Origin of the sequence: Rhizobium sp. CRRU65 (assembly GCF_048551595.1) — a bacterium.
Lineage (GTDB): Bacteria > Pseudomonadota > Alphaproteobacteria > Rhizobiales > Rhizobiaceae > Rhizobium > Rhizobium leguminosarum_J.
In genome coordinates, this window is the sequence record NZ_JBLYZH010000008.1 from 210,950 (window position 1) to 234,300 (window position 23,351).

Genomic DNA, 23,351 nt, shown 5'->3' on the forward strand with positions numbered 1-23,351 from the left:
GGACTGATGCCTGGTCCAGGAGCGTGAGACTGACTGAAAGGCGCCTCAAGAGCCATCGTCGCTATTCTCTCCAAAGCAAGTTCGCGGAGCGTGTTCACATTTCGTTCCTGTGGTGCTAGGCTCACCTTCCGCGACGGGCGAGGGGAGGCCTTATGGATCAAAGGGGCAAGTTTGAGCGACTGAAGGCGCTTCACCAGGGCGACAGGGCTTTTGTCATCCCGAACCCATGGGACGCCGGTTCGGCTCGCCTGCTCGCGAGCCTTGGCTTCGAGGCGCTTGCGACTACCAGCGCGGGTTACGCCTTTTCCAAAGGCAAATTGGATTCATTTGCGAGCCTTGGACGGGATGAGGTCCTTGAGAACGCCGCCGAGATCGTTGGCGCTGTTGATCTTCCTGTGTCTGCCGACCTTGAAGATGGCTTCGGTGCGTCGCCAGAAATCTGTGCGGAAACCGTCCGCCTGGCCTGCGAAACCGGACTTGTCGGCGGATCAATCGAAGACGCAACAGGCAATCCTGCTGCCCCGATCTACGACCTATCGCAGGCCGTTGAGCGCATCCATGCTGCCGCGGAGGCTGCACGCGGTCTACCTTTCCTTCTCACTGCGCGGGCGGAGAATTATCTTTGGGAGAGACCCGATCTGGAGGACACCATCGAACGGCTGCAAGCATTTTCGGCCGCCGGGGCAGATGTGCTTTACGCCCCCGGCTTGCCTGATATCGAGGCAATCAGAACCGTTTGTGGGGCCGTGGACAAGCCAGTCAACGTGGTCATGGGTTTGAAAGGGCGAAAATACTCGGTTGCCGAACTGTCGAGCGCCGGAGTACGGCGCGTGAGCGTCGGCGGCTCTTTCGCGCGGGCAGCGCTGGGTGCGTTGATGCGCGCCGCTATGGAGGTCAAAACAGCCGGTACGTTTGAATATGCCGACGACGCGCTCTCCGCTGCATTCGCCAGCCAACTGATGTCACGGGAGAAGCGGCGGGACAGGCTATGAGTTGGGCCGAGAAGCAAAGGTTTCCTCAAGGGACCGCTGCGGCAGTTGGTCTGTCTGCAGCAGGCCGTCCCGGACGGAACGTCACGACGACTTTTTTCGCGCGGATGAAACCATCCAACCCGTAACAGGGCTGGAGTTCGATTTCGATGTCTTCCGGTCCTTTTGGCAGGGCATAGTAGCCGGCTCGGCCACGATCTGTTGCGTAGCGGAGGATGGGACCATTGATCACGTTCTGGTGGCTGAAGCCGTCCAGCTGCAGGTCCATGATATCTTCGAAGGCGAAGGTGACGACTGCGTGCTTGTCAAGGATGCGGTATCCATCTTGATCAACGGCATCGGTGCAAATCCAGCCGTGTATCTTCAGCTCGCAGATGCCGGTGCGATTGAGTGTGAGGCTCAAAATTTCCGCGTCATGAAGGGTCGGCTTCTGGCCGAACCACGCCAGCAGTTCCGGACCTCCGGCTATCTTCTCGTAGGTCATCTCATCTCACACGGCAGATTGGTGATGGCATACAGATAGCCATCTGTCGCCGGCCTGCGAGCCTGACACCGCAAGCCTGTTTAGCGACCTTGAAAAATTTTGATCAGCTTCGGTGTGAACCTGTGGCTTTTGATGTCAACGAAATCGTCATAGGTGGCGCGACCAGAAATCATCGCTGCGAGAAGCCGGCTGCAGGCAACCCGCGGAGCATCTTTGTCCGAAGCGTTTGTCACAAGACCAGCATTGTGACGGGCGTTTGCATCGAAGCTCTTCACGCAAATATTGACTGCTTCATTTCTCGCTCTTGCACTGCCCTGCGTTAGTGTGACGAAAGAATCATACTCCTGACGCGTTGGCGTGCAGGCAGTCAGCAATCCCATGGCAATCAATACTGTCACGATACCAGCGCGCATTATTATATTATTCCTTTGATGACCCATTGATCGACGTTTGATGTTTATTTCGATTCGTGTGACGCGGGATAGACCATCTGCGAAATTGCGAAGGCCGATCAGAAGGCAGAAATGCCTTGCATCAAACGCGCTTGAAATGGCGAAGCCAGGAAGATGTGCGCGGCTCGAATTCGGCAGTCGTTCCATTATTCGTTAAAGCTCAGGAACGCGGTGCCCCTATCTGTTCGAGCGGCGGATTTGCACTGCTCGAGCGTTTCCGCAAATTCTTCTCTGGAATCTGCTTGAGCGATCTCAGTGAACGACTGAGAGGTAACGGATGCCGGCTTCATCCGCCGCTCTCATCAGCGCTTCCCGTGCGGCGTTTGGCGGCGTCGTGCCGCGGATGGCGTCGAGGCATGTCCTGACCGCCACGACGTACTCCTCGCCATCATCGCCCGGCCATTCGGAAATGAGCATGGTGGCTGCATCTCCGAGGGTTCTGACGATGCTGTATTTTTCCTGGCCGCTCATGAGGATCCTCAGCGCGGGAAACTGATGCGATGTGTACCGATTCATTACATTTGGTCCTTGCATCATAAACATATTAGTAACTTTGCAAGAAGCGTTCCAACTGACGCCCCAGGATGATTATCTTCTATGAATCGGCAAAGCAGTCGGCAACGCTTCTCCAGGCAGGAAGCCGGGAACTTGTTTTAAACACATTGCCGTCATATTGATTCATCTATCGAAATTGCTTGTCGAGCTTGGTTTGCGCCCCGGCGTCCCAGCTGATCTTTCCTTTCAAAATCGATTTCTGCGCCGTCCGGCAGCAGCCGGAGGGTGATTGTCATGCCGGTTGAGGGGGAATCGTCATGAATGCAGTCAATTCTTTGATTGACGCAAGCCTCCGCCAACACCATCGCCGCTGCCTGATATGCCTTCGGTCTTTGACCGCGGATGTCAGTGGCGGCATTCCGGCTGGGTTTTCCAGCCATTGAGGAGAATTTCATGAGCAAGACCAATGCAGAGGCACTGTTGCGCAAAGCGCAGCGCCAGGTTGCCAATACCAGCGGCGGCGGCCATCTCGGCGGCACCAACTTCGGTCAGGGCAATGACGCCAAGACCTCGTCCGGAAGCGGCAATCGCCCGGCGGGCAAGGGTCGGCCGCCAGCTGGCGGCAAACGCTGACTATAGCGCCGCGCGTCTTTCCGATTTAAGGAACTATGCAGAGGTCGCGATTGAAGACAGCCCCGCCAAAATGGCGGGGTTTTTGTTTGATAGGCTTCTGAAGGGCACGGCTCTTCTCAGCGATCCAGGAAATGTTCGAAGTAGATCTGGGGGATGGGATAGGCGTAGACGCCTCTGTCGACGAAGCTGCGCCTATAGAGGCAATTTCTGAGAGCCGCATTGTAATGCAGGCTTCGCGGGTCCGGCGAGCCTCGTCGCCATGAGCTTGCCTCCGGCACGCAGCGTTGCAGTGCCTTGTCGTATCGAGCCAGGAGGACCGGGTCGGTGTCGACCCGAATGCCGCTATAGGATTGATAGTTTGAAGGAGATTCTGCGGCCGAAATACAGGCAAGGCTAAGTGCAACACCAACGACTGCCATCAATCTCATCGGATTTAATTCTCCCCTGATCGATTATCGAAGTATCGAGCCGAACGTTATTGGTTCCAGTGCCTGCAGGCAAGTGGACGCCCTGTTCCGGCGTCCGCATCTGCCCGAGACGTTACCCGCACAGCTGCCGCCACAGAAATGGCGGCAGCTATCCGTCATCGATCAATCCAGGAGGTCGGCCGGTACCTTGCCGCCGTTTTCCGAAAGCCGCTTCATCAGCGCCTTGTGCAGCCACATGTTCATTTTTGCGGAATCGTTGGTGTCGCCGGTATAGCCGAGTTCGGCGGCAAGTTCCTTGCGCTCGGTGAGGCTGGCATCCATCCCGACGGCTTTCATCAGGTCTACGATCGAGCGGCGCCAGTCGAGTTTCTGGCCGCTCTTCTTCACGGCAGCGTCAAGGATCGGGACGATATCGACTGTGGCTGTGCCTGGCGCGGTGGCCGTGGGGACCGGCTTGCTCTGCGGAGCAGAGGCCGCAGGCGCCGGACTGGGGGCAGCCGACGGTGAGGCAGGCGCTTGCGCCGGCTCTGTCTTCGGCGCGCCGGCAGCAACGGGTTCGGCTGCTTTCGCCTCTCCGAAGATTGCATGTTTGATCTTGTCGAAAATGCCCATTCTAAACCTCCAGTTCCATCAGATGAGAACAAGCTGAAACATGGACTTCCCGCCTGATATATCCAGACGGAAGGGGAGTTATTTTTAGCAATCTAAATCGGAGGTGGAAAAGTCAATTCGGGGGAAGGGTGTAGTCGATCTACACGAAAACGCTGCAAATGGATCAATCACGGCCAATCGTATCGCGAACTGAGATTTGCTTGCTGGCTCTAAGTTTCCTGGTCCAATGGGGGTGGAAATACTCCGTCGGCTCTCCAGGCGCTGCGAGATATGTTTGCTTTTGGCACAGTCTGTCAGATAATTCGTATTCCAATAACCGTAAAACATCATCGCACGCCCCCGAACCGACTTGCCGCGCCGTCTCGTGAAACCTTCGTCATCTCTCCACGTTGCCTTGCCATGGACGTCCTGTAGTTGCAGGCGTCCGATCGATCGAAGGTACGCGCGTTCCTCGATTTTCGACTGCCGGGCAGATCGCTCGGCGGAATGGAAACGGAGGAAAACATGACCCATAACCACAATAGACTCTCCTTTGCAGTGCTCGCATCCGCCTGCGCCCTCCTTGCCATGCCGGCAGGCGATGCGCGTGCGCTCGATGTCGGTGTGTCGGTAAATGCAGGCAATGCCGTCAGCGCCGATGTCGGGGCTTCGATTGGCGGCGGGAGCGGCATCAGCGCCGATGCCAATGTTTCCGCTGGCGGCTCGAATGGCGTCAATGCCGATGCGACCGCCAATGCCGGTAGTGGCCGAGGCATCGATGCCGCTGTCAATGCCAGCGCCGGCGGCAGCAATGGTCTCGACGCAGACGCCAACGCCAGGATCGGTGGTGGGCGCGGCGTCAATGCCGATCTCAATGCACGCGCCGGCGGTTCTGATGGGCTCGATGCCAACGCCACGGCCTCGGTCGGCAGCGGTAATGGCGTCGATGCCGATCTCGCCATCGGCAGGGTAGATGGGGCAGGCAGCAACGGCAGACCCGCGGCTGAGCGCAGCCTCAGCGCGTCGCAGATCCGCACCCTGGAGGCCTTCCGGGCGAGGCCCGTCAATGAGCAGCGCAAGATGCTCGTCCGTTGCGCTGATATCTCCGGTTCAGGCGGCTCCGATTCCGGTCTTGCCGGTCTCTGCAGTCTGCTGCAGGCAACAGCTTCCCGCTGAACGCAAAAGACCCGCCGAACCGGAAGGTGCGGCGGGTCTTTTCAAAGGACGCTTCGATTTAATGCAGGATCTGGCTGAGGAACAGCTTTGTGCGTTCGTGCTGCGGATTGTCGAAGAACTCGGCCGGCGAATTCTGCTCGACGATCTGGCCCTGGTCCATGAAGATAACGCGGTTGGCGACCTGGCGGGCAAAGCCCATTTCATGCGTGACGCAGAGCATGGTCATGCCTTCCTCGGCAAGACCCACCATGGTGTCGAGCACTTCCTTGATCATTTCGGGATCGAGTGCCGAGGTCGGCTCGTCGAACAACATGATCTTCGGGTTCATGCACAGCGACCGGGCGATCGCCACGCGCTGCTGCTGGCCGCCGGAAAGCTGTCCCGGATATTTATTGGCCTGCTCCGGAATCTTGACCCGCTTCAGAAAATGCATGGCCACTTCCTCGGCCTGCTTCTTCGGCATCTTGCGCACCCAGATCGGCGCCAGTGTGCAGTTTTCGAGGATCGTCAGATGCGGGAAGAGGTTGAAGTGCTGGAACACCATGCCGACTTCGCGCCGCACCTCGTCGATCTTTTTCAGATCGTTGGTGAGTTCGGTGCCGTCGACGACGATCTTGCCTTTCTGATGCTCTTCAAGGCGGTTGATGCAGCGGATCATCGTTGACTTGCCCGAACCCGACGGGCCGGCAATGACGATGCGCTCGCCGCGCATGACCTTCAGGTTGATGTCGCGCAGCACGTGGAAATCGCCGTACCACTTGTTCATGTTGACGATCTCGACCGCCACTTCCGTTGCGGAAACGGTAAGCTTTTTCGCTGGAGCTTCAGCCATGACTATTTTCCCTCATTCTTATCGTTGTAGCGTTCTTATCGTTTGTGGCCGGTATCGAGATGGCGTTCCATGAAACCTGAATAGCGCGACATGCCGAAGCAGAACAGCCAGAAGATGAAGCCCGCGAAGATCAGGCCCGTGATCGGCGTGACGGCGCTTGCCCAGTTGGCATCGGAGAAGTTCAGCTTGACGATGCCAAGCAGATCGAACATGCCGATAATGGTGACCAGCGACGTGTCCTTGAACGTTCCGATGAAGGTGTTCACGATGCTCGGGATGACCAGCTTGATGGCCTGCGGCATGATGATCAGCCGGGTCTTCTGCCAATAGCCGAGGCCGAGCGAATCGGCGCCTTCGAACTGTCCCTTCGGGATCGCCTGAAGGCCGCCGCGGATCACTTCAGCCATATAGGCCGACGTGAAGATCGACACACCGATCAGCGCCCGCAGCAGTTTGTCCACGTTCCAGCCTGTGGGAAGGAAGAGCGGCAGCATGACACTTGCCATGAACAGAACGGTGATCAGCGGAACGCCTCGAATGACCTCGATGAAGGTAACGCAGAGCATCCGGATGACCGGCATCTTCGAGCGGCGTCCCAGCGCAAGCAGAATGCCGACGGGTAGGGAGACGGCAATACCGACAAAGGACAGCACGAGCGTCACCATCAACCCGCCCCAGAGCGGAGTCTCCACCACTTCGAGGCCAAAGCCGCCGTGAAGAAGCCAGAAGGCGATGACCGGCAGGACGGCGAAGAGAAGAATGGCGTTCAGGCCCTTGCGCGGCGCCGACGGGATCAACATCGGAACCAGCAGCAGAATGAACAGGATCCCGACGATCGCTGGCCTCCAACGCTCACCGAGCGGATAGCGGCCGAAGATGAACTGATCGTACTTGGCGCTGATGAAAGCCCAGCATGCGCCACTCCAGCCGTCCGGCTGGATGCCGCCCTGGATCGTCGTCGCGCAGAATGTGCGGTCCGGCCCGGACCATACGGCCTGGATGAACAGCCAGTTGACGAGATGCGGCACGGCCCATGTGATCAGCGCAAGAGCCAGGATCGTGAGGATCACGTCCTTCGGAGTTGCCAGGAGATTGCGACGTATCCAGGCGACGGCTCCCCTCTCGCCGGGGGGCGGCGGTTCGGCGGCTAGGATGGACGTTCTGACGAAGGGTTTATCGGCGACCGACATCTTATCTCTCCACCAGTGCCATCTTGGCATTGAACCAATTCATGAACAGCGACGTGAGAATACTCAAGCTGAGATAGACGATACCCCAGATGCAGACGATCTCGATCGCTTGACCGCTCTGATTGAGGATCGTGCCACCGACGGCAACGAGATCCGAGAAACCGATCGCGATGGCGAGCGAGGAGTTCTTGGTCAGGTTCAGGTACTGGCTCGTCAGCGGCGGGATAATGATGCGCAGCGCCTGCGGCACCACGACAAGTCTCGTCACGCTCGACGGATGCAGCCCCAGCGCGCCGGCGGCCTCGGATTGTCCCTTTGCAACGCCGCGAATGCCGCCACGAACGATCTCGGCGATGAACGAGGCGGTATAGAAGGACAGAGCGAGAAACAGCGACATGAATTCGGGGCCGACGACGGAGCCGCCCGTGAGGTTGAATTTTCCGGCAACCGGAACGTCGAAGGTGAGCGGAAAGCCAGAGACAACGAAGACCAGCAATGGCAAGCCGACGATCAGCGCGATCGCCGTCCATACGGTGTGGAACGGCTGGCCGGTGGCGGCTTGGCGTTTGTGGGCCCAGCGCGCGATGATGATGGTCGCGACAATCGCAATCAGCAGGGCGATGCCGACCGCTATCATGCCTGTCTCGAAGATTGGCTTCGGGAAGGCTAGTCCTCTATTGTTGAGGTACATGCTGAACGGCAGCCCCACCGACTCGCGCGGCTGCGGCAAGACGGAGAGAACGCCGAGATACCAGAAAAAGATGACGAGCAGCGGCGGAATGTTGCGGAAAACCTCGACATAGACCGTGCAGAGCTTGGCAATCAGCCAATTGCGCGACAGCCGGCCGATCCCGATCAGGAAGCCGATGACGGTCGCCGTGAAAATACCGGTCACCGCCACCAGCAAGGTATTCAGAATGCCGACGACAAGTGCGCGCGCATAAGTCGAGTCACTTGAAAAGCCGATCAGCGACTGGCCGATTTCGAAACCGGCGCGACCGCGAAGAAAGCCGAAACCCGATGCCGTATTGCTGCGGGCAAGGTTCACGGCCGTGTTGTGGGCCACCCACCACACAAAGCCCACGAGAATAACAATTGTTAGAACCTGGAAAAATATGCTCCGGTATTTCGGGTCGTACATTGCCGACCGGAAACTCCAGCCGGTGCCATGCAAAGGTGTCGTATCCACAGCCTCATGCGTCATGCCGCGCCAATCCCCTTGTGCCCGTTTTCGGGCTTTCTTTTTGCTTTTTGGAAGATGGGAGGGCGGCTTGGCCGCCTTCCCGGGATTTCATGTCAAAGCTCGATTAACGAACCGGCGGTGCGTACTGGATGCCGCCCTTGTTCCAGAGAGCATTCAAGCCGCGTGCGATCTTGAGCGGGCTACCCTGGCCGATGTTGCGCTCGAAGATTTCGCCATAATTGCCGACGCCCTTGATGACGTTGGCGGCCCAATCATTGGTCAGGCCGAGATCAGTACCAATCTTGGTGTCGGTCTCGCTGCCGAGGAAGCGCTTGATATCCGGGTTCGGCGAGTTTTTCATCTCGTCGACATTTGCCTGGGTGATGCCGAACTCTTCGGCATTGATCAGCGCATAAGCTGTCCAGGAAACGATATCGAACCACTGATCATCACCCTGACGGACGGCCGGGCCAAGCGGCTCCTTGGAGATGATCTCGGGAAGGATGACGTGTTCGTCGGGATTTTTCAGCGTCAGACGCAACGAATAGAGACCGGATTGGTCGGTCGTGTAAACGTCGCAACGACCGGCGTCGTAGGCCGCGTTGACCTCAGGAAGATTTTCGAAGACGACCGGATTGTACTGCAGATTGTTCGTCTTGAAGTAATCGGCGAGGTTCAGCTCCGTGGTCGTGCCCGACTGCACGCAGATTGCGGCGCCGGAGAGTTCGAGAGCCGACTTCACATTCAGGCCCTTGCGAACCATGAACCCCTGGCCGTCATAATAGGTGACAGGACGGAAGTTGAAGCCGAGTGCGGTGTCGCGATTGATCGTCCAGGTCGTATTGCGCGAGAGGACGTCGATTTCGCCGGACTGCAGAGCGGTGAAGCGTTCCTTCGCATTTGTCGGCGTGTACTTGACCTTGGTGGGGTCGCCGAACACGGCCGAAGCGACGGCCTTGCAGAAGTCGACGTCGAAGCCGGCCCAATTGCCGGAAGCGTCAGGTGCGGCAAAGCCGGTAAGGCCGGTATTGACGCCGCACTGAACGAAACCCTTTGCCTTGACGTCTGAGAGAGTGGTGGCGGAGGCAGCCGAGGCGCCAACTGCCAAAACTGCTGCGCCGATGGCGGCGGACAGGAGCTTATTTTTCATTTTCCCAACCTTTTCCGTTGTCTTATCTTTTCTTGTGGAGAGTGCGTGCCGACAATCCGTGCCGCCTCCCCATTTGTCTCGACACCCTCCCGGCGCGAGTGACCCTATCACAGTCGCAAATGTCACTATGGTCAAGTGTCGCGCCTAATAATTGCGGCGAAATGCAACATTTTGGCAGATAGCGCTGCATTCATGGGCGGTTGGCTAGGAAATAGGCGTCCAGTTGCGGAAAAATAACGCGAAAAACGAAATTTCCATCATTTCGGACCGTCGCCTGCAACCGATCTTCAAGGGGTTGACCCGAAACGGCCGGGCGTCCAAAAGTCAGGTTTCGCGACCCCTCGCAAAGGCTATTCCCGACATGAAAGACAAAGACAGCTTGCTGCAGAATGCCGGCATCAACACCCGCCTGACCCATATTGGCAACGATCCTTTCGACTATCACGGCTTCATCAATCCGCCGGTCGTGCATGCCTCGACGGTGTTGTTTCCGAACGCCCGGGCGATGGAGACGCGCACGCAGAAATACACCTACGGAACGCGCGGCACCCCGACGACGGATGCGCTCTGCGAGGCGATCGACGCACTCGAAGGCTCGGCCGGAACGATCCTCGTGCCCTCGGGCCTTGCGGCCGTCACCATTCCGTTCCTAGGTTTCGTCGCGGTCGGCGATCATGCGCTGGTGGTCGACTCGGTCTATGGCCCGACGCGCCATTTCTGCGACACGATGCTGAAGCGCCTCGGCGTCGAGGTGGAATATTACGATCCGGCGATCGGCGCCGGCATCGAGACGCTGTTCCGGCCGAACACGAAGCTCGTTCACACCGAGGCTCCCGGCTCCAACACCTTCGAGATGCAGGATATTCCGGCGATCTCGGCGGTCGCGCACCGCCACGGCGCCGTCGTCATGATGGATAATACCTGGGCGACGCCGCTCTATTTCAGGCCGCTCGATCACGGCGTCGACATCTCGATCCATGCATCGACGAAATATCCGTCCGGCCATTCCGACATCCTGCTCGGAACGGTTTCGGCCAATGCCGAGCACTGGGAGCGGCTGAAGGAGGCAAACGGCGTGCTCGGCATCTGCGGCGCACCCGATGATGCCTATCAGATTCTGCGCGGATTGCGCACCATGGGCCTGCGCCTCGAGCGGCATTATGAAAGCGCGCTTGATATTGCGGAATGGCTGGAGGGCAGGGAGGATGTCGCCCGCGTGCTGCATCCGGCTCTGCCGAGTTTTCCCTCTCATCATCTCTGGAAGCGCGATTTCAAAGGCGCCAGCGGCATCTTTTCCTTCGTGCTGGCCGCCGACGGCCCCGAGAAATCAAGAGCAAAGGCGCATGCCTTCCTCGACGCCCTCAGGATTTTCGGTCTCGGCTATTCCTGGGGTGGCTTTGAAAGCCTCGCTCTGCATGCCTATCTCAACGATCGCAAGGTCGCCAAGGCGCCCACGGATGGTCCGGTCATCCGCCTGCAGATCGGCATCGAGGACGTGGTCGATCTGAAGGCCGATATCGAACGGGGTTTTGCGGCGGCAAGCGCGGTCTGATCAGACAAGCTTTGTCGTCGCTTGTGAAACCTCAAGGCAGATCTGCAGCCCGATAGCCGTAGATCCAGTCGAGATCGGCCGCCAGGCTTAGCGGCGGCTTGAGGCCGAGCACGAGATCGCGGCCGATCCGGATCGGCCCTTTCGCATGATAGGCGAACCGGTTGAAGGCGCCGCGCTGGCGAAGTCTCGCAATGCGTGGCGCCCGATGCCTTTCGAAGCGTGCCAGCGCTTCCGCCATGGGGCTATTCGAAAGAAACGCCGCCAGTTCGTAGGCGTCTTCGATCGCCATCGCCGCTCCCTGTCCGGCAAAAGGCATCATCGCGTGGGCGGCGTCGCCGATCAGCACCGTCTTTCGGCCGTCCTGCCACGTGCCTGATGTGGTTTCGAACAGCGGCCAGAACGTTAGCTTATTCTGTCTGTCGAGCAGCGAGACGATTGCGGCATTCCAGCCGGAAAGGCGTGCCCGCAGCTCGGCGCGCTGTTCGGCCGTCGGCTCGCTTTGCCAGGCCTGCGGCGCGGTATTGCCGGCGGTGATCGCCACCATGTTGAAGCTGCCGCTTTCTCTGAGCGGATAGCAGACGAGGTGCGCCGAGCCGCCGAGAAAAGCCGAAACGCTTGCCCTATCGAGGAAACCGGGCGCCTCATTTTCGGCAATGGTGAAGCGGTAGGCGATATTGCCGGAAAAGCGCGGCGAGGGGCTGCCCGAAATGGATTGCCGGAGCTTCGACCAGACGCCGTCGGCGCCGATCACGACATCGGCCGCCCGCTCGAAAGGCGGTAGGGTCGCATCGATCCGCACGCCAAGGTGAAGCCGGCAGCGCGGATCGGCCGTAACCGCTGCCAAAAGGGCTTTCTGCAGCGTAGTGCGGTGCAGAACGCCATAGGGAGCGCCCCAGCGTTCCCGCGCGAATTTGCCTGCCGGCACGGCCGCGAGCTGGCGGAGCGACCCGCCCGATATCAGCCGGATCGCGTCCGGCTCGAGCCAGACCTTTGACAGTCCTTCAAGGATGCCGAGTTCGGCAAGGATGCGGGAGGCGTTCGGCGAAACCTGCAACCCGGCGCCGATGTCGGTGAGTTCGCCCGCCTGCTCGAAGATCTCCGAACTGATGCCCCGGCGCGAAAGCGCAAGGGCAGCTGTCAGCCCTGATATCCCGGCGCCGATGATGGCGGCATGTTCGACCGGCATTGTCGGTCCGATCCGAATCTGGACTGACTACGCCGCCTTCACGTGGAAAACGCAACCGGCCGGATTGGTCTGGCTGGGCTTGAGCGCGGAATTGAAGCGATAGAGTGTCGAGCAGTAGGAACAGACCTTCTCGTTGTCGTCGCCCATGTCGATGAAGATATGCGGATGATCGAAGGGAGCCGAAGCGCCGGTGCACATGAATTCCTTGACGCCGACTTCGATAACGCGGTGACCGCCGTCGTTCTGGAAGTGAGGAATGTTGTGGCCGGCCATGTCGCTCTCCGAATGCTTTGAAATGTGCGCGAACCTTATAAGCCTTCGCCGCAAATGTGTAGAGCCAAAGCACTACGCCAGGCACAGTTTTTGGCTTCACGATGAAAGGCCGCTCGATTATGGTCGCGCCAAAAAGGAAGGCCAGATGAACCTGAATACACCCACATTTTCAAGCTTCACCCATGACGGATTGCAGCTCGCCTTCTTCGATGAGGGCGATCCGGCCGGTGTGCCGGTGTTGTTGATCCACGGCTTTGCCTCGACCGCAAACGTCAACTGGGTGCATCCGGGCTGGTTGAAGACGCTTGGCGATGCCGGCTACCGGGTGATCGCTATGGACAATCGCGGCCACGGGGCAAGCGACAAGCCGCACGATGCCGAAGCCTATCGCCCATGGGTCATGGCCGGCGATGCGATCGCGCTGCTCGACCATCTCGGCATCCCCGAAGCCCATGTCATGGGCTATTCGATGGGCGCGCGCATTTCCGTCTTTGCCGCGCTTGCCAATCCGCATCGCGTCCGTTCGCTGGTGCTCGGCGGCCTCGGCATCGGCATGACCGACGGCGTCGGCGACTGGGACCCGATTGCCGATGCGCTGCTGGCGCCCTCGCTGGACGCGGTGACGCATGCCCGAGGCCGCATGTTCCGCGCCTTCGCCGAGCAGACCAAGAGCGACCGGGTCGCTCTTGCCGATTGCATCCGCGGCTCGCGCGATCTCGTCGCCCGCTCCGATATGGCCAAGCTCGACATGCCGACGCTGATCGGCGTCGGCACCAAGGATGATATCGCCGGCTCGCCGCAGGAATTGGCGGCGCTGATGCAAAATGCCGAAGCGCTCGATATTCCGGGCCGCGATCATATGCTCGCCGTCGGCGACAGGGTTTTCAAGCAGGCGGTGCTGGCCTTCTATGCAAGGGTCGCCCATTGCTGACAACATCGTGATGCCGAAAAACCATGCTAAAAAACCATGGCGACGGCACCCATTTATGTTATTGCCGTTTTCCTCTATATATTGGCATTCCGAAAACGGCATTCCGGCTGGCAGCGAGGAGAGCGGCGATGGTCGCAAAGACTGACATTCGTGCTTTTGACACAGGCCATCCGCTGAAGGTGATGGATCCCATCTGGGACAGCCTGCGCGAGGAAGCCCGGCTCGCCGCCGAACGGGACCCGGTTCTCGCCGCCTTCCTCTATTCGACCGTGATCAACTACCATTCGCTCGAGGAATGCGTCATCCACCGCATCTGCGAACGTCTCGATCACCCCGACATGCAGGCGAACCTGCTTCGCCAGACCTTCGAAGAAATGCTCCTCGACTGGCCGGACTGGAGCTCCATCCTGCGCGTCGATATCCAGGCGATCTATGACCGCGATCCCGCCTGCCTGCGTTTCATGGAGGCGGTGCTTTATTTCAAGGGCTTCCATGCGCTGCAGACGCATCGTCTCGCCCATTGGCTGCTGAACCGCGGCCGGCGTGATTTTGCGCTCTATCTGCAGAGCCGCTCCTCCAGCGTCTTCCAGACCGACATCAACCCGGCCGCCCGTATCGGCAAGGGCATCTTCCTCGATCATGCCACCGGCCTCGTCGTCGGCGAGACGGCCGTCATCGGCGACAACGTCTCGATCCTGCACGGCGTCACACTCGGCGGCACCGGCAAGGAGGGCGCCGACCGCCATCCAAAGATCGGCTCCGGCGTCATGATCGGCGCCGGTGCGAAGATCCTCGGCAATATCGAGATCGGCTACTGCTCACGCGTCGCCGCCGGCTCCGTCGTATTGAAGGCGGTGCCGCCCAAAAAGACAGTCGCGGGTGTGCCGGCCAAGGTCGTCGGCGAGGCCGGTTGTTCCGAGCCGTCGCGCAACATGGACCAGGTGATCGGCGCCGACATCTGAGCGCCCGTTGGAAACAAGGATAGGAAAAGTCGGCGGGATCCGAGCGGGGAGAGCCATGAGCAAACGGCAACCTTGCCTTTACACCGCTGCATTTCCTGTGCAAGAAGCGGCCAACCAAGACCGCTTACGGAGATGACAGAGTGAAGCCAGAAGAAATCAAGAAGCTCGACGCCTATTTCAAGCGCATGTTCAATCCGCAGATGATCGTCAAGGCGCGTCCGCGCAAGGATGATTCTGCGGAAGTCTATCTCGGCGAAGAATTTCTGGGTGTCGTCTATATCGATGACGAGGACGGCGACCGCTCCTACAACTTTTCGATGGCGATCCTCGACGTCGATCTCTGATCGCGTTCGAAAGCTTCAAAAGGACCGAACGGCGCGATCCGTTCGGTCCTTTTTTCGTTTTTTCGATTCGCAACGAGAATTTATTCAAAACTTCCGGTTGCGGCATTCTGATATATTTTAGCAAAATCAATTAAAGACGTACGTGCCCCGGCGCGCTGCCTTTGTTATCTTTTTGTAATGCAACCGTTGGATGTTTTGCAACGCACAAGACTACTTGACTATTTGTGCATTGCAGCTACCCTGCGGCCACCAACAGCCCAACGGAGGATGGCTCATGTTCAACTTTGAAGACGCCAACAAGAAGAGCAAGGAAGCCGTCGACACGGCCCTGAAGACCTATACCGACACGTCCAAGGGCTTTCAGGCAATCGCCACCGAAGCCACTGAATATTCGAAGAAATCTTTTCAGGACGCGGTGACGCATTTCGAGACGCTGGCCGGCGTCAAGAGCTTCGAGGCTGCCTTCGAGCTGCAGACGAGCTACGTCAAGGCGTATTTTGAAGGCTTTGTCTCCGAGACGACGAAGCTCAGTGAGATGTATGCCGATCTCGCCAAATCAGCCTACAAGCCCTATGAGGCACCGATCGCCGCTGCGGTCGTCAAGACCGCCAAGTCGGTGTCGGCGGCGACGCCTGCTGCTGCTTGAACTGATTTCAAAGGCGCAACCTGCGCTACATATTGAAAAATGAAGACCGGCTACGCATCTGTAGCCGGTCTTTTTGTTTCCACTTTCGCTGCAGCGCCCGCATGGGATCGACCGGGGACTTTTTTGGTCTTTCCCGTGCATGCCGGCCATTTCTTGATTGCAGTGTCTGACAGGGGGCTTAAAATCAGCCTATTATGAACTAAGTTAGTGTTTCAGATATTCGGCGGGAAAAGCACCCTCCCATGCTCCGCCGGATTGCTTGAGGAATGAATGACAATGATCGCAAAGCCGATCCGGATGCAGAACGACAGCGAAAGGAACGGGGACAACGCAAATCGAACCTCGGTCATCACGCGCACCAAGCCGAAGACCAAGAAGCCCAATCTTTATCGTGTGCTGCTTTTGAATGACGACTACACTCCCATGGAATTCGTCATTCATATTCTGGAGCGTTTTTTTCAGAAGGATCGTGAAAGTGCCACCCGCATCATGCTCCATGTCCATAACCACGGCGTCGGCGAATGCGGAATATTCACATACGAGGTAGCGGAAACGAAGGTCAGCCAGGTGATGGACTTCGCCCGGCAGCACCAGCATCCGCTGCAATGCGTCATGGAAAAGAAGTGAGGATCTGAACGTGCCAACATTTTCGCCTAGTTTAGAGAAGGCGCTCCATCAGGCACTGACCTTTGCCAACGAGCGGCACCACGAATATGCGACGCTCGAGCATCTGCTGCTCGCCCTGATCGACGATGCCGATGCGGCCGCGGTCATGGGTGCCTGCAATGTCGATCTCGACGCGCTGCGCAAGACGCTCGTCGAATATGTCGACAACGAACTTTCCAACCTGATCACCGGTTATGACGAGGATTCGAAGCCGACCTCCGGCTTCCAGCGCGTCATCCAGCGTGCCGTCATCCACGTGCAATCGTCCGGCCGCGAAGAGGTGACCGGCGCCAACGTGCTCGTCGCGATCTTCGCCGAGCGCGAAAGCCACGCCGCTTATTTCCTGCAGGAGCAGGAGATGACCCGCTACGATGCCGTCAACTACATCTCTCACGGCATCGGCAAGCGGCCGGGCGCTTCGGATGTGCGTCCCCCGCGCGGTGCTGAGGACGAAGCCGAAAGCAGCAAGCCGACGGCGCGCGGCGGCGAGGAAGAAGGCGGCCCGAAGAAGCAGCAGGATGCGCTCAAGGCCTATTGCGTCAATCTCAACGAGAAGGCCAAGGGCGGCAAGATCGATCCGCTGATCGGCCGTCACGCCGAGGTCAGCCGCACAATCCAGATCCTGTGCCGCCGTTCGAAGAACAATCCGCTCTATGTCGGTGATCCCGGCGTCGGCAAGACGGCGATCGCCGAAGGCCTTGCTAAGCGCATCGTCGAAGGCAAGGTTCCGGAAGCACTCGCCGATGCGACGATCTTCTCGCTCGACATGGGCACGCTCTTGGCCGGCACGCGCTACCGTGGCGACTTCGAAGAGCGCCTGAAGCAGGTCGTTAAGGAACTGGAAGAATATCCGGGCGCCGTGCTCTTCATCGACGAGATCCACACGGTGATCGGCGCCGGCGCCACTTCGGGCGGCGCGATGGATGCATCGAACCTGCTGAAGCCGGCCCTGTCATCGGGCGCGATTCGCTGCATCGGTTCGACCACCTATAAGGAATACCGCCAGTTCTTCGAGAAAGACCGGGCGCTGGTCCGTCGTTTCCAGAAGATCGACGTCAGCGAGCCGTCGATCGAAGATGCGATCGAGATCATGAAGGGCTTGAAGCCCTATTTCGAAGAGTATCACCACCTGCGTTATTCGAACGACGCCATCAAGTCGGCCGTCGAATTGTCGGCCCGCTACATCTCCGACCGCAAACTGCCCGACAAGGCGATCGACGTGATCGACGAAACCGGTGCGGCGCAGATGCTGCTGCCGCCGTCCAAGCGCCGCAAGCTGATCACCGAAAAGGAGATCGAGGCAACGGTCGCGACGATGGCGCGCATTCCGCCGAAGACCGTCTCCAAGGACGATGAAGCCGTGCTTGCCAATCTCGAGAAGGAACTGCGCTCGGTCGTCTACGGCCAGGATATCGCCATCGAAGCGCTTTCGACCTCGATCAAGCTGGCGCGCGCCGGTCTTCGTGAGCCGAACAAGCCGATCGGCGCCTATGTCTTCTCCGGTCCGACCGGCGTCGGCAAGACCGAGGTGGCAAAGCAGCTGGCATCGTCGCTCGGCGTCGAACTTCTGCGCTTCGACATGTCGGAATATATGGAGCGGCACACGGTTTCGCGTCTGCTCGGCGCGCCTCCCGGCTATGTCGGCTTCGACCAGGGCGGCCTTCTCACCGATGGCGTCGATCAGCACCCGCATTGCGTGGTTCTGCTCGACGAAATCGAGAAGGCGCATCCCGACATCTACAATATCCTGCTGCAGGTCATGGACCACGGCACGCTGACCGACCACAACGGCAAGAAGATCGACTTCCGCAACGTCATCCTGATCATGACGACCAATGCGGGTGCATCCGAAATGGCCAAGGCGGCGATTGGCTTCGGCTCGTCCAAGCGCACCGGCGAGGACGAGGAGGCGCTCACCCGCCTGTTCACGCCGGAATTCCGCAACCGTCTCGACGCGATCATTCCTTTCGCGGCGTTGCCGACGGCCGTCATCCACAAGGTCGTGCAGAAGTTCATCATGCAGCTGGAGGCCCAGCTTTCCGAAAGGAACGTCACCTTCGACCTGCACGAGGATGCAATCGCCTGGCTGGCGGAAAAGGGTTACGACGAGAAGATGGGCGCCCGCCCGCTTGCTCGCGTCATTCAGGATACGATCAAGAAGCCGCTCGCCAACGAAATCCTCTTCGGCAAGCTGAAGAAAGGCGGCGTCGTCAACGTCACTGTCGGCCCGAAGGAAGACGGCAAGCCCGGCATCGTGCTCGAAGCCATTTCGGAAACGGCGCCGATCAAGCCGAAGCCCGAAGCCGAGGTCGTGCATCCCGAAGGCGATGATGTGGATGACGGCGAGCTGAAGACGAAGGCGGCCCGCAAGACCCGCGCCAAAGCAGTGCCGCAGGCCGAGCCCGAGGTTCGCGACGCCCCGAAGAAGGGAAGCGCGGTTCCGAAGGTTCCACGCAAGAAGTAAGATACCGTCACCGAATTGGAAAAGGCCGCGTCACTGCGGCCTTTTTCGTTTTCGGATCTGCATGCGCCCTTTTCAGAGCCTGGTGTAGTCGATCTCGAGAAAATCGGCGACCTCGGGCACCCAGCGGTCGCGCACGAAGGCGACATGCAGGGGATGGAGGTTGTACGTGTCGTAGCCAGCCTGATCGTCGAATTCCATCGAAAAGCCGAAGGCAAAAGCATTCTTTGGACTCGTCTGCCGAAGCTGCTCGAAATTCCGCACGCTCGGAATCTTGGCAAGCACCAGCGCGTCGGCGAGAAACGAGGCTTCTTCAGCCGAGCCGGCTTCGTGCTTCAGGCGGAACGCGACAGTATGGCGGATCATGATCTTGTTCCAAATGATTGTCTGGATTGAATTCTTTGAAATCGACGGGTGTTGACCTTACGCCAGCGCTGCCCTGATCTTTTCGGCATTGGCGGCGAGCACGGCACCGTCCTCCATCTTGCCGGAATGCGGCTTCAGCGCCGCGCCCTCATGCCGCGGGATGACGTGGAAATGCAGATGGAACACCGTTTGCCCGGCCGCCGGTTCGTTGAACTGGGCGATGAACACGCCATCGGCTTCGAAGACGTCCTTCACCGCATTGGCGATCTTCTGGACGACAGTAATTGAGTGGGTGAGGGTGGCTGGATCGGCATCGAGGAGATTGCGGGACGGCGCCTTGGGAAGGACGAGCACATGGCCCGGCGCCTGCGGCATCACATCCATGAAGGCGACGGTATGCTCGTCCTCGTAAACCCGGTGCGAGGGGATTTCGCCGCGGAGGATCTTGGCGAATATGTTGTTGTCGTCATAGGCGGCCGGGCTGGTCATCACGAAATCTCCTCAGTTCATGGTTGATCGGGTAACGCGGCCGGTGCGGCGGCGTCAATCCTCCTGCAGGCGCTCGCCCTTGCGGAAAGGACTGTGTTCGGTCAGCAGTTCGCTCATCTGTTCGACATCGGCGCGCTCTCGCGCGAGATAGTCGCCGATCGCCCGGCGAAGGCCGGCATGCGCGACATAATGGGCGGAATGCGTCGTCACCGGCAGGTAACCGCGGGCAAGCTTGTGTTCGCCCTGCGCGCCAGCCTCGACCCGTTTCAACCCTTTCGAAAGGGCGAAGTCGATCGCCTGGTGATAGCAGACCTCGAAATGCAGGAAGGGATGATCCTCGATGCAGCCCCAGTGACGGCCGTAGAGCGTGTCGCCACCGATGAAGTTGATCGCGCCGGCGACATAGCGCCCGTCGCGCTTGGCCATGACGAGCAGGATGTCGTCGGCCATGCGTTCGCCGATCAACGAATAGAACTTACGGGTGAGGTAGGGCCGGCCCCACTTGCGCCCGCCGGTATCCGTGTAAAACTTGAAGAACTGGTCCCAGATACGTTCCGTCAGGTCGCGGCCGGTCAGCCAGTCGATGCTGATACCGTTTTCGAGTGCGGCGCGGCGCTCCTTGCGCAACGCCTTGCGTTTGCGCGAGGCGAGCGTTTCGAGAAACTCCTCGTGATTGGCATAGCCGTCGTTGATGAAATGGAACTGCTGGTCGGTGCGGTGCAGATAGCCGTCCATCTCGAAGACGCCGATCTCTTCGTCCGGCACGAAGGTGATATGGGCCGAAGAGATGCCGAGCCGGCTCACCACCTCCTTCAGGCCTTCGGCGATCGCGCCCTGGATCGGCAGCCGCTGCAGCCCCTCGGCGACAAGAAGACGCGGGCCTGTCGCCGGGGTGAACGGGATCGAGCACTGAAGTTTGGGGTAATAACGCCCGCCGGCCCGTTCGAAGGCGTCGGCCCAGCCATGGTCGAAGACATATTCGCCCTGGCTGTGGTTCTTGAGATAGCCGGGCAGGGCGCCGATCAACTCGCCGCGCCCGGTCTCGAGCAGCAGGTGGTGGCCGAGCCATCCGGTCTCGGCGTCGGCCGAGCCGGATTCCTCCAGCGACGATAAAAAGGCGTGGGAAACGAAAGGGTTGTAGGCAATCGTATCACAGGTTTTCGACGCCCCGGAAAGCTTGGACCAGCTCTCCGGGGAAATCGCGGTGAAGGAGCGTTCTACGCGAATGGATAATTCATCAGTCATGGGACAAATGCGAAACCTGTGGGAGGGTAGTCTCGGCTCTGCCTTACAGCGCTGCGAGTCTTTCAGACGCGCAAAGGACGCTGTAACACTTTGAACTCCTGCATAATTTTATCCTGAAATCGATCCGACTTAAGGAATTATGCAGTAGTCTGCGCATGATCTTGGCCAAAAAGCGAGCGTCAAGCAGCCACACGCGGATCGAAGCCTTCGAAGGTCATCTGGTCTGCGTTTGCAAATGTAAGCCGGCGCGCCTCTTCGTCACGCACCGTCCAGGTGATGACAGGAATGCCCTTTTCGCGTTCGCTGGTGATAAAGGGGTTCGGCAGGTCGCCATAGTGATAAGAGATGAAATCGAGACCGATCTCCATCGCCTTCGCATGTGTCTTGAACGCCTCCGGCGTGTTGCCGTCGGCCGTCAGCCCGAGCGGGTAGGGTGAGCCAAGCGCCTTCAGATCGCGCAGCAGCCAGTGGTCAAAACTCATCAGCGCCACCTTGCCCTCATAGCCTTCGAGCACCTCGAGAACAGCTTCGGCGAAACCTTCGTCGTCGGCCTCGCGCCCCTTGAGCTCCAGCACCAGCGGCACCTTGCCCTCGACGAGGTCGAGGAGTTGGCGCAACGTCGGCACCTTGTCGCTGGTGCCGCCAACGGCGATCAGTCCGAGTTCCCGAGAGGTGCGCTCGCGGATGTCGCCGTGGAGGTTGCACAGGCGCTGCAGATCCTCGTCGTGAAATATGACCGGCACGCCGTCGGAGGCGTAATGCAGGTCGCATTCGATCGCAAAGCCCGCTTCGACGGCGCGCGAGAAAGCCGAAAGCGTGTTTTCCCAGACCTGCGTGTTGAGGTCGTGATAGCCGCGATGGGCAACCGGCAGGTCCCTGATCCAGCCAACATTGGTCATTCTGCGATTTCCATGATAGCGTCTATCTCGACGGCGGCATTCAGCGGCAGGGCCGCCATGCCAACGGCGGCACGCGCATGTTTGCCGGCTTCGCCAAGCACGCCGGCAATCAGGTTCGAAGCGCCGTTGATGACGAGATGCTGCTCGACGAAGTCGGGCGCCGAGGCGACGAAGCCGTTCAGCTTGATGACGCGCCGGATACGGCCGAGTTCGCCGCCAAGTGCCGCCTTCGCCTGGGCAAGGATGTTGATGGCGCAGAGTTCGGCGCCGCGCTGGCCCGTTGGTACGTCGACGGTCTTGCCGAGATGGCCCGAGACAGTGACCTTGCCGCCTTCGAGCGGCAGCTGACCGGAGATGTAGAGAAGATTGCCGCTGATGACATAGGGAACGTAATTTGCAGCAGGTGCTGCAGCTTCGGGCAGGGTTATCCCCATCTCAATCAGGCGCGCTGCAATTTCATCGGACATTTTCGTCTCCGCTTTTGTTGTCAATTCTTCAAAAATTATGCATCAAGACTAGAATCTTTAATATGACAGTTTCGAGCCTCGATTTGGCCGAAAGCGTTCTTATAACATCGCGACCGAGTCCAACAGGAGTTAATGAATGTTCCGATCGAGTCTTGTCGCTCTGCTTTTCGCCAGCGTTTCCGCCAATGCATGGGCGGCTGCGCCCGCGGTTAGCGCTGCGATCGCGACCGGCCTCGTCGCCCATCGCGCGGTCTACGATCTGGAACTGAAGGACGCTTCGGACCGCTCCGGCATCGCCGCCATGTACGGTCGCATGGTCTATGAATTCGACGGCAGCTATTGCCAGGGCTTCACCACCAACTTCCGCTTCGTGACGCAGATCGACACCGGCGACAGCGTGCGTGTCAGCGACCAGCAGACGAAGACCTTCGAGAACCTGAAGGACGGCAAGTTCACCTTCGACACCAAATCCTTCACCGACGAGCAGCTCGATAAAGAGGTCAACGGTGCGGCTCAGGACCAGCCTGATGGTGTCAAGGTAGATCTCAAGCAGCCGGCGAGCCGCGAGCTGCAGCTTTTAGAAAGCCGCTTTCCCACGGAACATATGCTCGATGTGATCCAGCACGCCAAGGACGGCAAGCGCTTCTTCGAGGCGCGCGTCTTCGACGGTTCCGATGACGGTGACAAATCGCTGGCGACGACTACGATCGTCGGCAAGCAGGAGACACCGATCGCCGAGGAAGCCGATGCCGGCAATGCCGGCGCCTTCTCCAAGACGGCCTTCTGGCCGGTGACGATCGCCTATTTCAACGAGAGTGCGAAATCGGATGCTTTGCCGGTCTACCGCATGTCCTTCAAGCTCTATGAGAACGGCATCACCCGCGACCTGACGATGGATTACGGCGATTTCGTCCTGACCGGCAAGCTCGCCAAGCTGGAGTTGCTCGACCGCAAGGCCGAGGTTTGCAAGTAGGCCTCGTTGCCTTCCGCAGCCCCTGAGACTGATATTCATCCTGTCGATGTTGCTGCCGACGCTGGCAGGCTGAGTGCGGCATTCCAAGGGCAGGCAGTCGCCTTTGTCTCTTTTATTGAGATCCACGCGCCGTGGCCGGTGCGTGAGCCAGGTTTTTTCGGCATAAGCCTTGCTTTTGCGCCAAATCGAATGTATGGGCACCCGCATTCCACACGTAAGGCATGGGATCGTCCGGGAGAAATCCGGACTGTTCCGCCCGGTGGCATTCTCGAAGAGGATGCTGTTCGC

28 protein-coding genes are annotated in these 23,351 nt (G+C 59.2%); 11 read left to right on the forward strand and 17 right to left on the reverse strand.

Annotated elements, in window-relative coordinates; all coding sequences use genetic code 11:
- The first annotated feature begins 152 nt into the window (after window positions 1-152).
- Window positions 153-992, forward strand: a complete 840-nt coding sequence (locus ACM5SV_RS18650; RefSeq protein WP_017993966.1) for an isocitrate lyase/PEP mutase family protein — start codon at window positions 153-155, stop codon at window positions 990-992.
- Window positions 993-1,017: 25 nt separating this feature from the next.
- Here ACM5SV_RS18650 and ACM5SV_RS18655 read toward each other — a convergent pair whose 3' ends face one another.
- The 4 genes from ACM5SV_RS18655 to ACM5SV_RS18670 all read right to left on the reverse strand — a co-directional run bounded on the left by ACM5SV_RS18655 (window position 1,018) and on the right by ACM5SV_RS18670 (window position 2,860).
- Window positions 1,018-1,473 carry an Imm50 family immunity protein gene (locus ACM5SV_RS18655; protein ID WP_222015773.1) on the reverse strand — a complete coding sequence of 152 codons (456 nt, stop codon included), beginning with the start codon at window positions 1,471-1,473 and terminating at the stop codon, window positions 1,018-1,020.
- 80 nt (window positions 1,474-1,553) lie between these two features.
- Window positions 1,554-1,886 carry a hypothetical protein gene (locus ACM5SV_RS18660; protein ID WP_012757294.1) on the reverse strand — a complete coding sequence of 111 codons (333 nt, stop codon included), beginning with the start codon at window positions 1,884-1,886 and terminating at the stop codon, window positions 1,554-1,556.
- 291 nt (window positions 1,887-2,177) lie between these two features.
- Entirely contained in the window at window positions 2,178-2,468 is a 291-nt protein-coding gene (locus ACM5SV_RS18665; RefSeq protein WP_017993967.1) for a DUF982 domain-containing protein, read from the reverse strand.
- A 125-nt stretch (window positions 2,469-2,593) separates the two neighbouring features.
- On the reverse strand, window positions 2,594-2,860 hold the full coding sequence (locus tag ACM5SV_RS18670) for a hypothetical protein (RefSeq protein WP_017993968.1): 267 nt from the start codon (window positions 2,858-2,860) through the stop codon (window positions 2,594-2,596).
- Between the two features lie 13 nt (window positions 2,861-2,873).
- Here ACM5SV_RS18670 and ACM5SV_RS18675 point away from each other — a divergent pair, with 13 nt between their 5' ends.
- Window positions 2,874-3,053, forward strand: a complete 180-nt coding sequence (locus tag ACM5SV_RS18675) for a hypothetical protein (protein WP_003559012.1) — start codon at window positions 2,874-2,876, stop codon at window positions 3,051-3,053.
- A gap of 116 nt (window positions 3,054-3,169) precedes the next feature.
- Here the strand turns inward: ACM5SV_RS18675 and ACM5SV_RS18680 are convergent, their stop codons facing one another.
- Window positions 3,170-3,481 carry a hypothetical protein gene (locus ACM5SV_RS18680; RefSeq protein ID WP_012757296.1) on the reverse strand — a complete coding sequence of 104 codons (312 nt, stop codon included), beginning with the start codon at window positions 3,479-3,481 and terminating at the stop codon, window positions 3,170-3,172.
- Between the two features lie 162 nt (window positions 3,482-3,643).
- Window positions 3,644-4,093: a DUF3597 domain-containing protein gene (locus ACM5SV_RS18685; protein ID WP_017993969.1), complete on the reverse strand. Its 450-nt coding sequence runs from the start codon at window positions 4,091-4,093 to the stop codon at window positions 3,644-3,646.
- Between the two features lie 504 nt (window positions 4,094-4,597).
- Between ACM5SV_RS18685 and ACM5SV_RS18690 the strand changes: the two genes are divergently transcribed.
- Window positions 4,598-5,248, forward strand: a complete 651-nt coding sequence (locus ACM5SV_RS18690) for a hypothetical protein (RefSeq protein WP_026157340.1) — start codon at window positions 4,598-4,600, stop codon at window positions 5,246-5,248.
- 58 nt (window positions 5,249-5,306) lie between these two features.
- On the opposite strand, the gene ACM5SV_RS18695 is transcribed toward ACM5SV_RS18690, so the two are convergent.
- From ACM5SV_RS18695 to ACM5SV_RS18710, 4 genes are all read right to left on the reverse strand, one after another.
- Window positions 5,307-6,080, reverse strand: coding sequence for an amino acid ABC transporter ATP-binding protein (locus ACM5SV_RS18695; protein ID WP_012757299.1), 774 nt, complete (start codon window positions 6,078-6,080; stop codon window positions 5,307-5,309).
- Between the two features lie 35 nt (window positions 6,081-6,115).
- On the reverse strand, window positions 6,116-7,270 hold the full coding sequence (locus ACM5SV_RS18700; RefSeq protein ID WP_017993971.1) for an amino acid ABC transporter permease: 1,155 nt from the start codon (window positions 7,268-7,270) through the stop codon (window positions 6,116-6,118).
- Window position 7,271: 1 nt separating this feature from the next.
- Window positions 7,272-8,474: an amino acid ABC transporter permease gene (locus ACM5SV_RS18705; RefSeq protein WP_222015775.1), complete on the reverse strand. Its 1,203-nt coding sequence runs from the start codon at window positions 8,472-8,474 to the stop codon at window positions 7,272-7,274.
- A 103-nt stretch (window positions 8,475-8,577) separates the two neighbouring features.
- Entirely contained in the window at window positions 8,578-9,603 is a 1,026-nt protein-coding gene (locus tag ACM5SV_RS18710) for an amino acid ABC transporter substrate-binding protein (protein ID WP_003559026.1), read from the reverse strand.
- 361 nt (window positions 9,604-9,964) lie between these two features.
- On the opposite strand from ACM5SV_RS18710, the gene ACM5SV_RS18715 reads away from it, so the two are divergent.
- On the forward strand, window positions 9,965-11,155 hold the full coding sequence (locus tag ACM5SV_RS18715) for a cystathionine beta-lyase (RefSeq protein WP_222015777.1): 1,191 nt from the start codon (window positions 9,965-9,967) through the stop codon (window positions 11,153-11,155).
- Between the two features lie 31 nt (window positions 11,156-11,186).
- On the opposite strand, the gene ACM5SV_RS18720 is transcribed toward ACM5SV_RS18715, so the two are convergent.
- The gene (locus ACM5SV_RS18720) at window positions 11,187-12,341 is read right to left on the reverse strand and encodes an FAD-dependent monooxygenase (RefSeq protein WP_113546021.1); all 1,155 of its coding nucleotides are present in this window, start codon (window positions 12,339-12,341) and stop codon (window positions 11,187-11,189) included.
- Between the two features lie 27 nt (window positions 12,342-12,368).
- Entirely contained in the window at window positions 12,369-12,614 is a 246-nt protein-coding gene (locus tag ACM5SV_RS18725; protein ID WP_003539274.1) for a zinc-finger domain-containing protein, read from the reverse strand.
- Between the two features lie 145 nt (window positions 12,615-12,759).
- Between ACM5SV_RS18725 and ACM5SV_RS18730 the strand changes: the two genes are divergently transcribed.
- The 6 genes from ACM5SV_RS18730 to clpA all read left to right on the forward strand — a co-directional run bounded on the left by ACM5SV_RS18730 (window position 12,760) and on the right by clpA (window position 18,627).
- On the forward strand, window positions 12,760-13,545 hold the full coding sequence (locus ACM5SV_RS18730; RefSeq protein WP_113546028.1) for an alpha/beta fold hydrolase: 786 nt from the start codon (window positions 12,760-12,762) through the stop codon (window positions 13,543-13,545).
- Window positions 13,546-13,673: 128 nt separating this feature from the next.
- On the forward strand, window positions 13,674-14,507 hold the full coding sequence (gene cysE / locus ACM5SV_RS18735; protein ID WP_003539276.1) for a serine O-acetyltransferase: 834 nt from the start codon (window positions 13,674-13,676) through the stop codon (window positions 14,505-14,507).
- Window positions 14,508-14,647: 140 nt separating this feature from the next.
- On the forward strand, window positions 14,648-14,851 hold the full coding sequence (locus ACM5SV_RS18740) for a DUF3126 family protein (protein WP_003539277.1): 204 nt from the start codon (window positions 14,648-14,650) through the stop codon (window positions 14,849-14,851).
- Between the two features lie 274 nt (window positions 14,852-15,125).
- Window positions 15,126-15,497 (forward strand): phasin family protein, encoded by a 372-nt coding sequence (locus ACM5SV_RS18745; protein ID WP_012757305.1) that lies wholly within the window; start codon window positions 15,126-15,128, stop codon window positions 15,495-15,497.
- A gap of 276 nt (window positions 15,498-15,773) precedes the next feature.
- A complete protein-coding gene (gene clpS, locus ACM5SV_RS18750; protein ID WP_017988219.1) occupies window positions 15,774-16,124 on the forward strand; it encodes an ATP-dependent Clp protease adapter ClpS in 351 nt (116 codons plus the stop codon).
- A 10-nt stretch (window positions 16,125-16,134) separates the two neighbouring features.
- Window positions 16,135-18,627, forward strand: coding sequence for an ATP-dependent Clp protease ATP-binding subunit ClpA (gene clpA / locus ACM5SV_RS18755; protein WP_222015779.1), 2,493 nt, complete (start codon window positions 16,135-16,137; stop codon window positions 18,625-18,627).
- 72 nt (window positions 18,628-18,699) lie between these two features.
- On the opposite strand, the gene ACM5SV_RS18760 is transcribed toward clpA, so the two are convergent.
- The 5 genes from ACM5SV_RS18760 to ACM5SV_RS18780 form a co-directional block, all read right to left on the reverse strand.
- Window positions 18,700-18,990, reverse strand: coding sequence for a Dabb family protein (locus tag ACM5SV_RS18760; RefSeq protein WP_113546020.1), 291 nt, complete (start codon window positions 18,988-18,990; stop codon window positions 18,700-18,702).
- Window positions 18,991-19,047: 57 nt separating this feature from the next.
- Window positions 19,048-19,479: an HIT family protein gene (locus ACM5SV_RS18765; RefSeq protein WP_222015781.1), complete on the reverse strand. Its 432-nt coding sequence runs from the start codon at window positions 19,477-19,479 to the stop codon at window positions 19,048-19,050.
- 54 nt (window positions 19,480-19,533) lie between these two features.
- Window positions 19,534-20,724, reverse strand: a complete 1,191-nt coding sequence (locus ACM5SV_RS18770) for a GNAT family N-acetyltransferase (RefSeq protein ID WP_222015782.1) — start codon at window positions 20,722-20,724, stop codon at window positions 19,534-19,536.
- Window positions 20,725-20,903: 179 nt separating this feature from the next.
- Complete coding sequence (locus ACM5SV_RS18775) at window positions 20,904-21,623, reverse strand: glycerophosphodiester phosphodiesterase (RefSeq protein WP_222015785.1); 720 nt, start codon at window positions 21,621-21,623, stop codon at window positions 20,904-20,906.
- Window positions 21,620-22,090, reverse strand: coding sequence for a RidA family protein (locus ACM5SV_RS18780; RefSeq protein WP_222015786.1), 471 nt, complete (start codon window positions 22,088-22,090; stop codon window positions 21,620-21,622). Before ACM5SV_RS18780 ends, ACM5SV_RS18775 begins: the two co-directional genes overlap by 4 nt.
- A 136-nt stretch (window positions 22,091-22,226) precedes the next feature.
- On the opposite strand from ACM5SV_RS18780, the gene ACM5SV_RS18785 reads away from it, so the two are divergent.
- Window positions 22,227-23,063: a cell envelope integrity EipB family protein gene (locus ACM5SV_RS18785; RefSeq protein ID WP_012757312.1), complete on the forward strand. Its 837-nt coding sequence runs from the start codon at window positions 22,227-22,229 to the stop codon at window positions 23,061-23,063.
- The last annotated feature ends 288 nt before the right edge of the window (window positions 23,064-23,351 follow it).

Excerpts from the sequence above, each read along its gene's own strand:
- ACM5SV_RS18705 (WP_222015775.1), bottom strand. The coding sequence starts at position 8,474 with ATGACGCATGAGGCTGTGGATACGACACCTTTGCATGGCACCGGCTGG.
- ACM5SV_RS18745 (WP_012757305.1), top strand. The coding sequence starts at position 15,126 with ATGTTCAACTTTGAAGACGCCAACAAGAAGAGCAAGGAAGCCGTCGAC.
- ACM5SV_RS18675 (WP_003559012.1), top strand. The coding sequence starts at position 2,874 with ATGAGCAAGACCAATGCAGAGGCACTGTTGCGCAAAGCGCAGCGCCAG.
- ACM5SV_RS18700 (WP_017993971.1), bottom strand. The coding sequence starts at position 7,270 with ATGTCGGTCGCCGATAAACCCTTCGTCAGAACGTCCATCCTAGCCGCC.
- ACM5SV_RS18710 (WP_003559026.1), bottom strand. The coding sequence starts at position 9,603 with ATGAAAAATAAGCTCCTGTCCGCCGCCATCGGCGCAGCAGTTTTGGCA.
- ACM5SV_RS18690 (WP_026157340.1), top strand. The coding sequence starts at position 4,598 with ATGACCCATAACCACAATAGACTCTCCTTTGCAGTGCTCGCATCCGCC.
- ACM5SV_RS18650 (WP_017993966.1), top strand. The coding sequence starts at position 153 with ATGGATCAAAGGGGCAAGTTTGAGCGACTGAAGGCGCTTCACCAGGGC.
- ACM5SV_RS18660 (WP_012757294.1), bottom strand. The coding sequence starts at position 1,886 with ATGCGCGCTGGTATCGTGACAGTATTGATTGCCATGGGATTGCTGACT.
- ACM5SV_RS18720 (WP_113546021.1), bottom strand. The coding sequence starts at position 12,341 with ATGCCGGTCGAACATGCCGCCATCATCGGCGCCGGGATATCAGGGCTG.
- cysE (WP_003539276.1), top strand. The coding sequence starts at position 13,674 with ATGGTCGCAAAGACTGACATTCGTGCTTTTGACACAGGCCATCCGCTG.
- ACM5SV_RS18760 (WP_113546020.1), bottom strand. The coding sequence starts at position 18,990 with ATGATCCGCCATACTGTCGCGTTCCGCCTGAAGCACGAAGCCGGCTCG.
- ACM5SV_RS18765 (WP_222015781.1), bottom strand. The coding sequence starts at position 19,479 with ATGACCAGCCCGGCCGCCTATGACGACAACAACATATTCGCCAAGATC.
- ACM5SV_RS18780 (WP_222015786.1), bottom strand. The coding sequence starts at position 22,090 with ATGTCCGATGAAATTGCAGCGCGCCTGATTGAGATGGGGATAACCCTG.
- ACM5SV_RS18665 (WP_017993967.1), bottom strand. The coding sequence starts at position 2,468 with ATGTTTATGATGCAAGGACCAAATGTAATGAATCGGTACACATCGCAT.
- ACM5SV_RS18785 (WP_012757312.1), top strand. The coding sequence starts at position 22,227 with ATGTTCCGATCGAGTCTTGTCGCTCTGCTTTTCGCCAGCGTTTCCGCC.
- ACM5SV_RS18680 (WP_012757296.1), bottom strand. The coding sequence starts at position 3,481 with ATGAGATTGATGGCAGTCGTTGGTGTTGCACTTAGCCTTGCCTGTATT.
- ACM5SV_RS18775 (WP_222015785.1), bottom strand. The coding sequence starts at position 21,623 with ATGACCAATGTTGGCTGGATCAGGGACCTGCCGGTTGCCCATCGCGGC.
- ACM5SV_RS18695 (WP_012757299.1), bottom strand. The coding sequence starts at position 6,080 with ATGGCTGAAGCTCCAGCGAAAAAGCTTACCGTTTCCGCAACGGAAGTG.
- ACM5SV_RS18730 (WP_113546028.1), top strand. The coding sequence starts at position 12,760 with ATGAACCTGAATACACCCACATTTTCAAGCTTCACCCATGACGGATTG.
- clpS (WP_017988219.1), top strand. The coding sequence starts at position 15,774 with ATGATCGCAAAGCCGATCCGGATGCAGAACGACAGCGAAAGGAACGGG.
- ACM5SV_RS18715 (WP_222015777.1), top strand. The coding sequence starts at position 9,965 with ATGAAAGACAAAGACAGCTTGCTGCAGAATGCCGGCATCAACACCCGC.
- ACM5SV_RS18670 (WP_017993968.1), bottom strand. The coding sequence starts at position 2,860 with ATGGCTGGAAAACCCAGCCGGAATGCCGCCACTGACATCCGCGGTCAA.
- ACM5SV_RS18770 (WP_222015782.1), bottom strand. The coding sequence starts at position 20,724 with ATGACTGATGAATTATCCATTCGCGTAGAACGCTCCTTCACCGCGATT.
- ACM5SV_RS18655 (WP_222015773.1), bottom strand. The coding sequence starts at position 1,473 with ATGACCTACGAGAAGATAGCCGGAGGTCCGGAACTGCTGGCGTGGTTC.
- ACM5SV_RS18725 (WP_003539274.1), bottom strand. The coding sequence starts at position 12,614 with ATGGCCGGCCACAACATTCCTCACTTCCAGAACGACGGCGGTCACCGC.
- ACM5SV_RS18685 (WP_017993969.1), bottom strand. The coding sequence starts at position 4,093 with ATGGGCATTTTCGACAAGATCAAACATGCAATCTTCGGAGAGGCGAAA.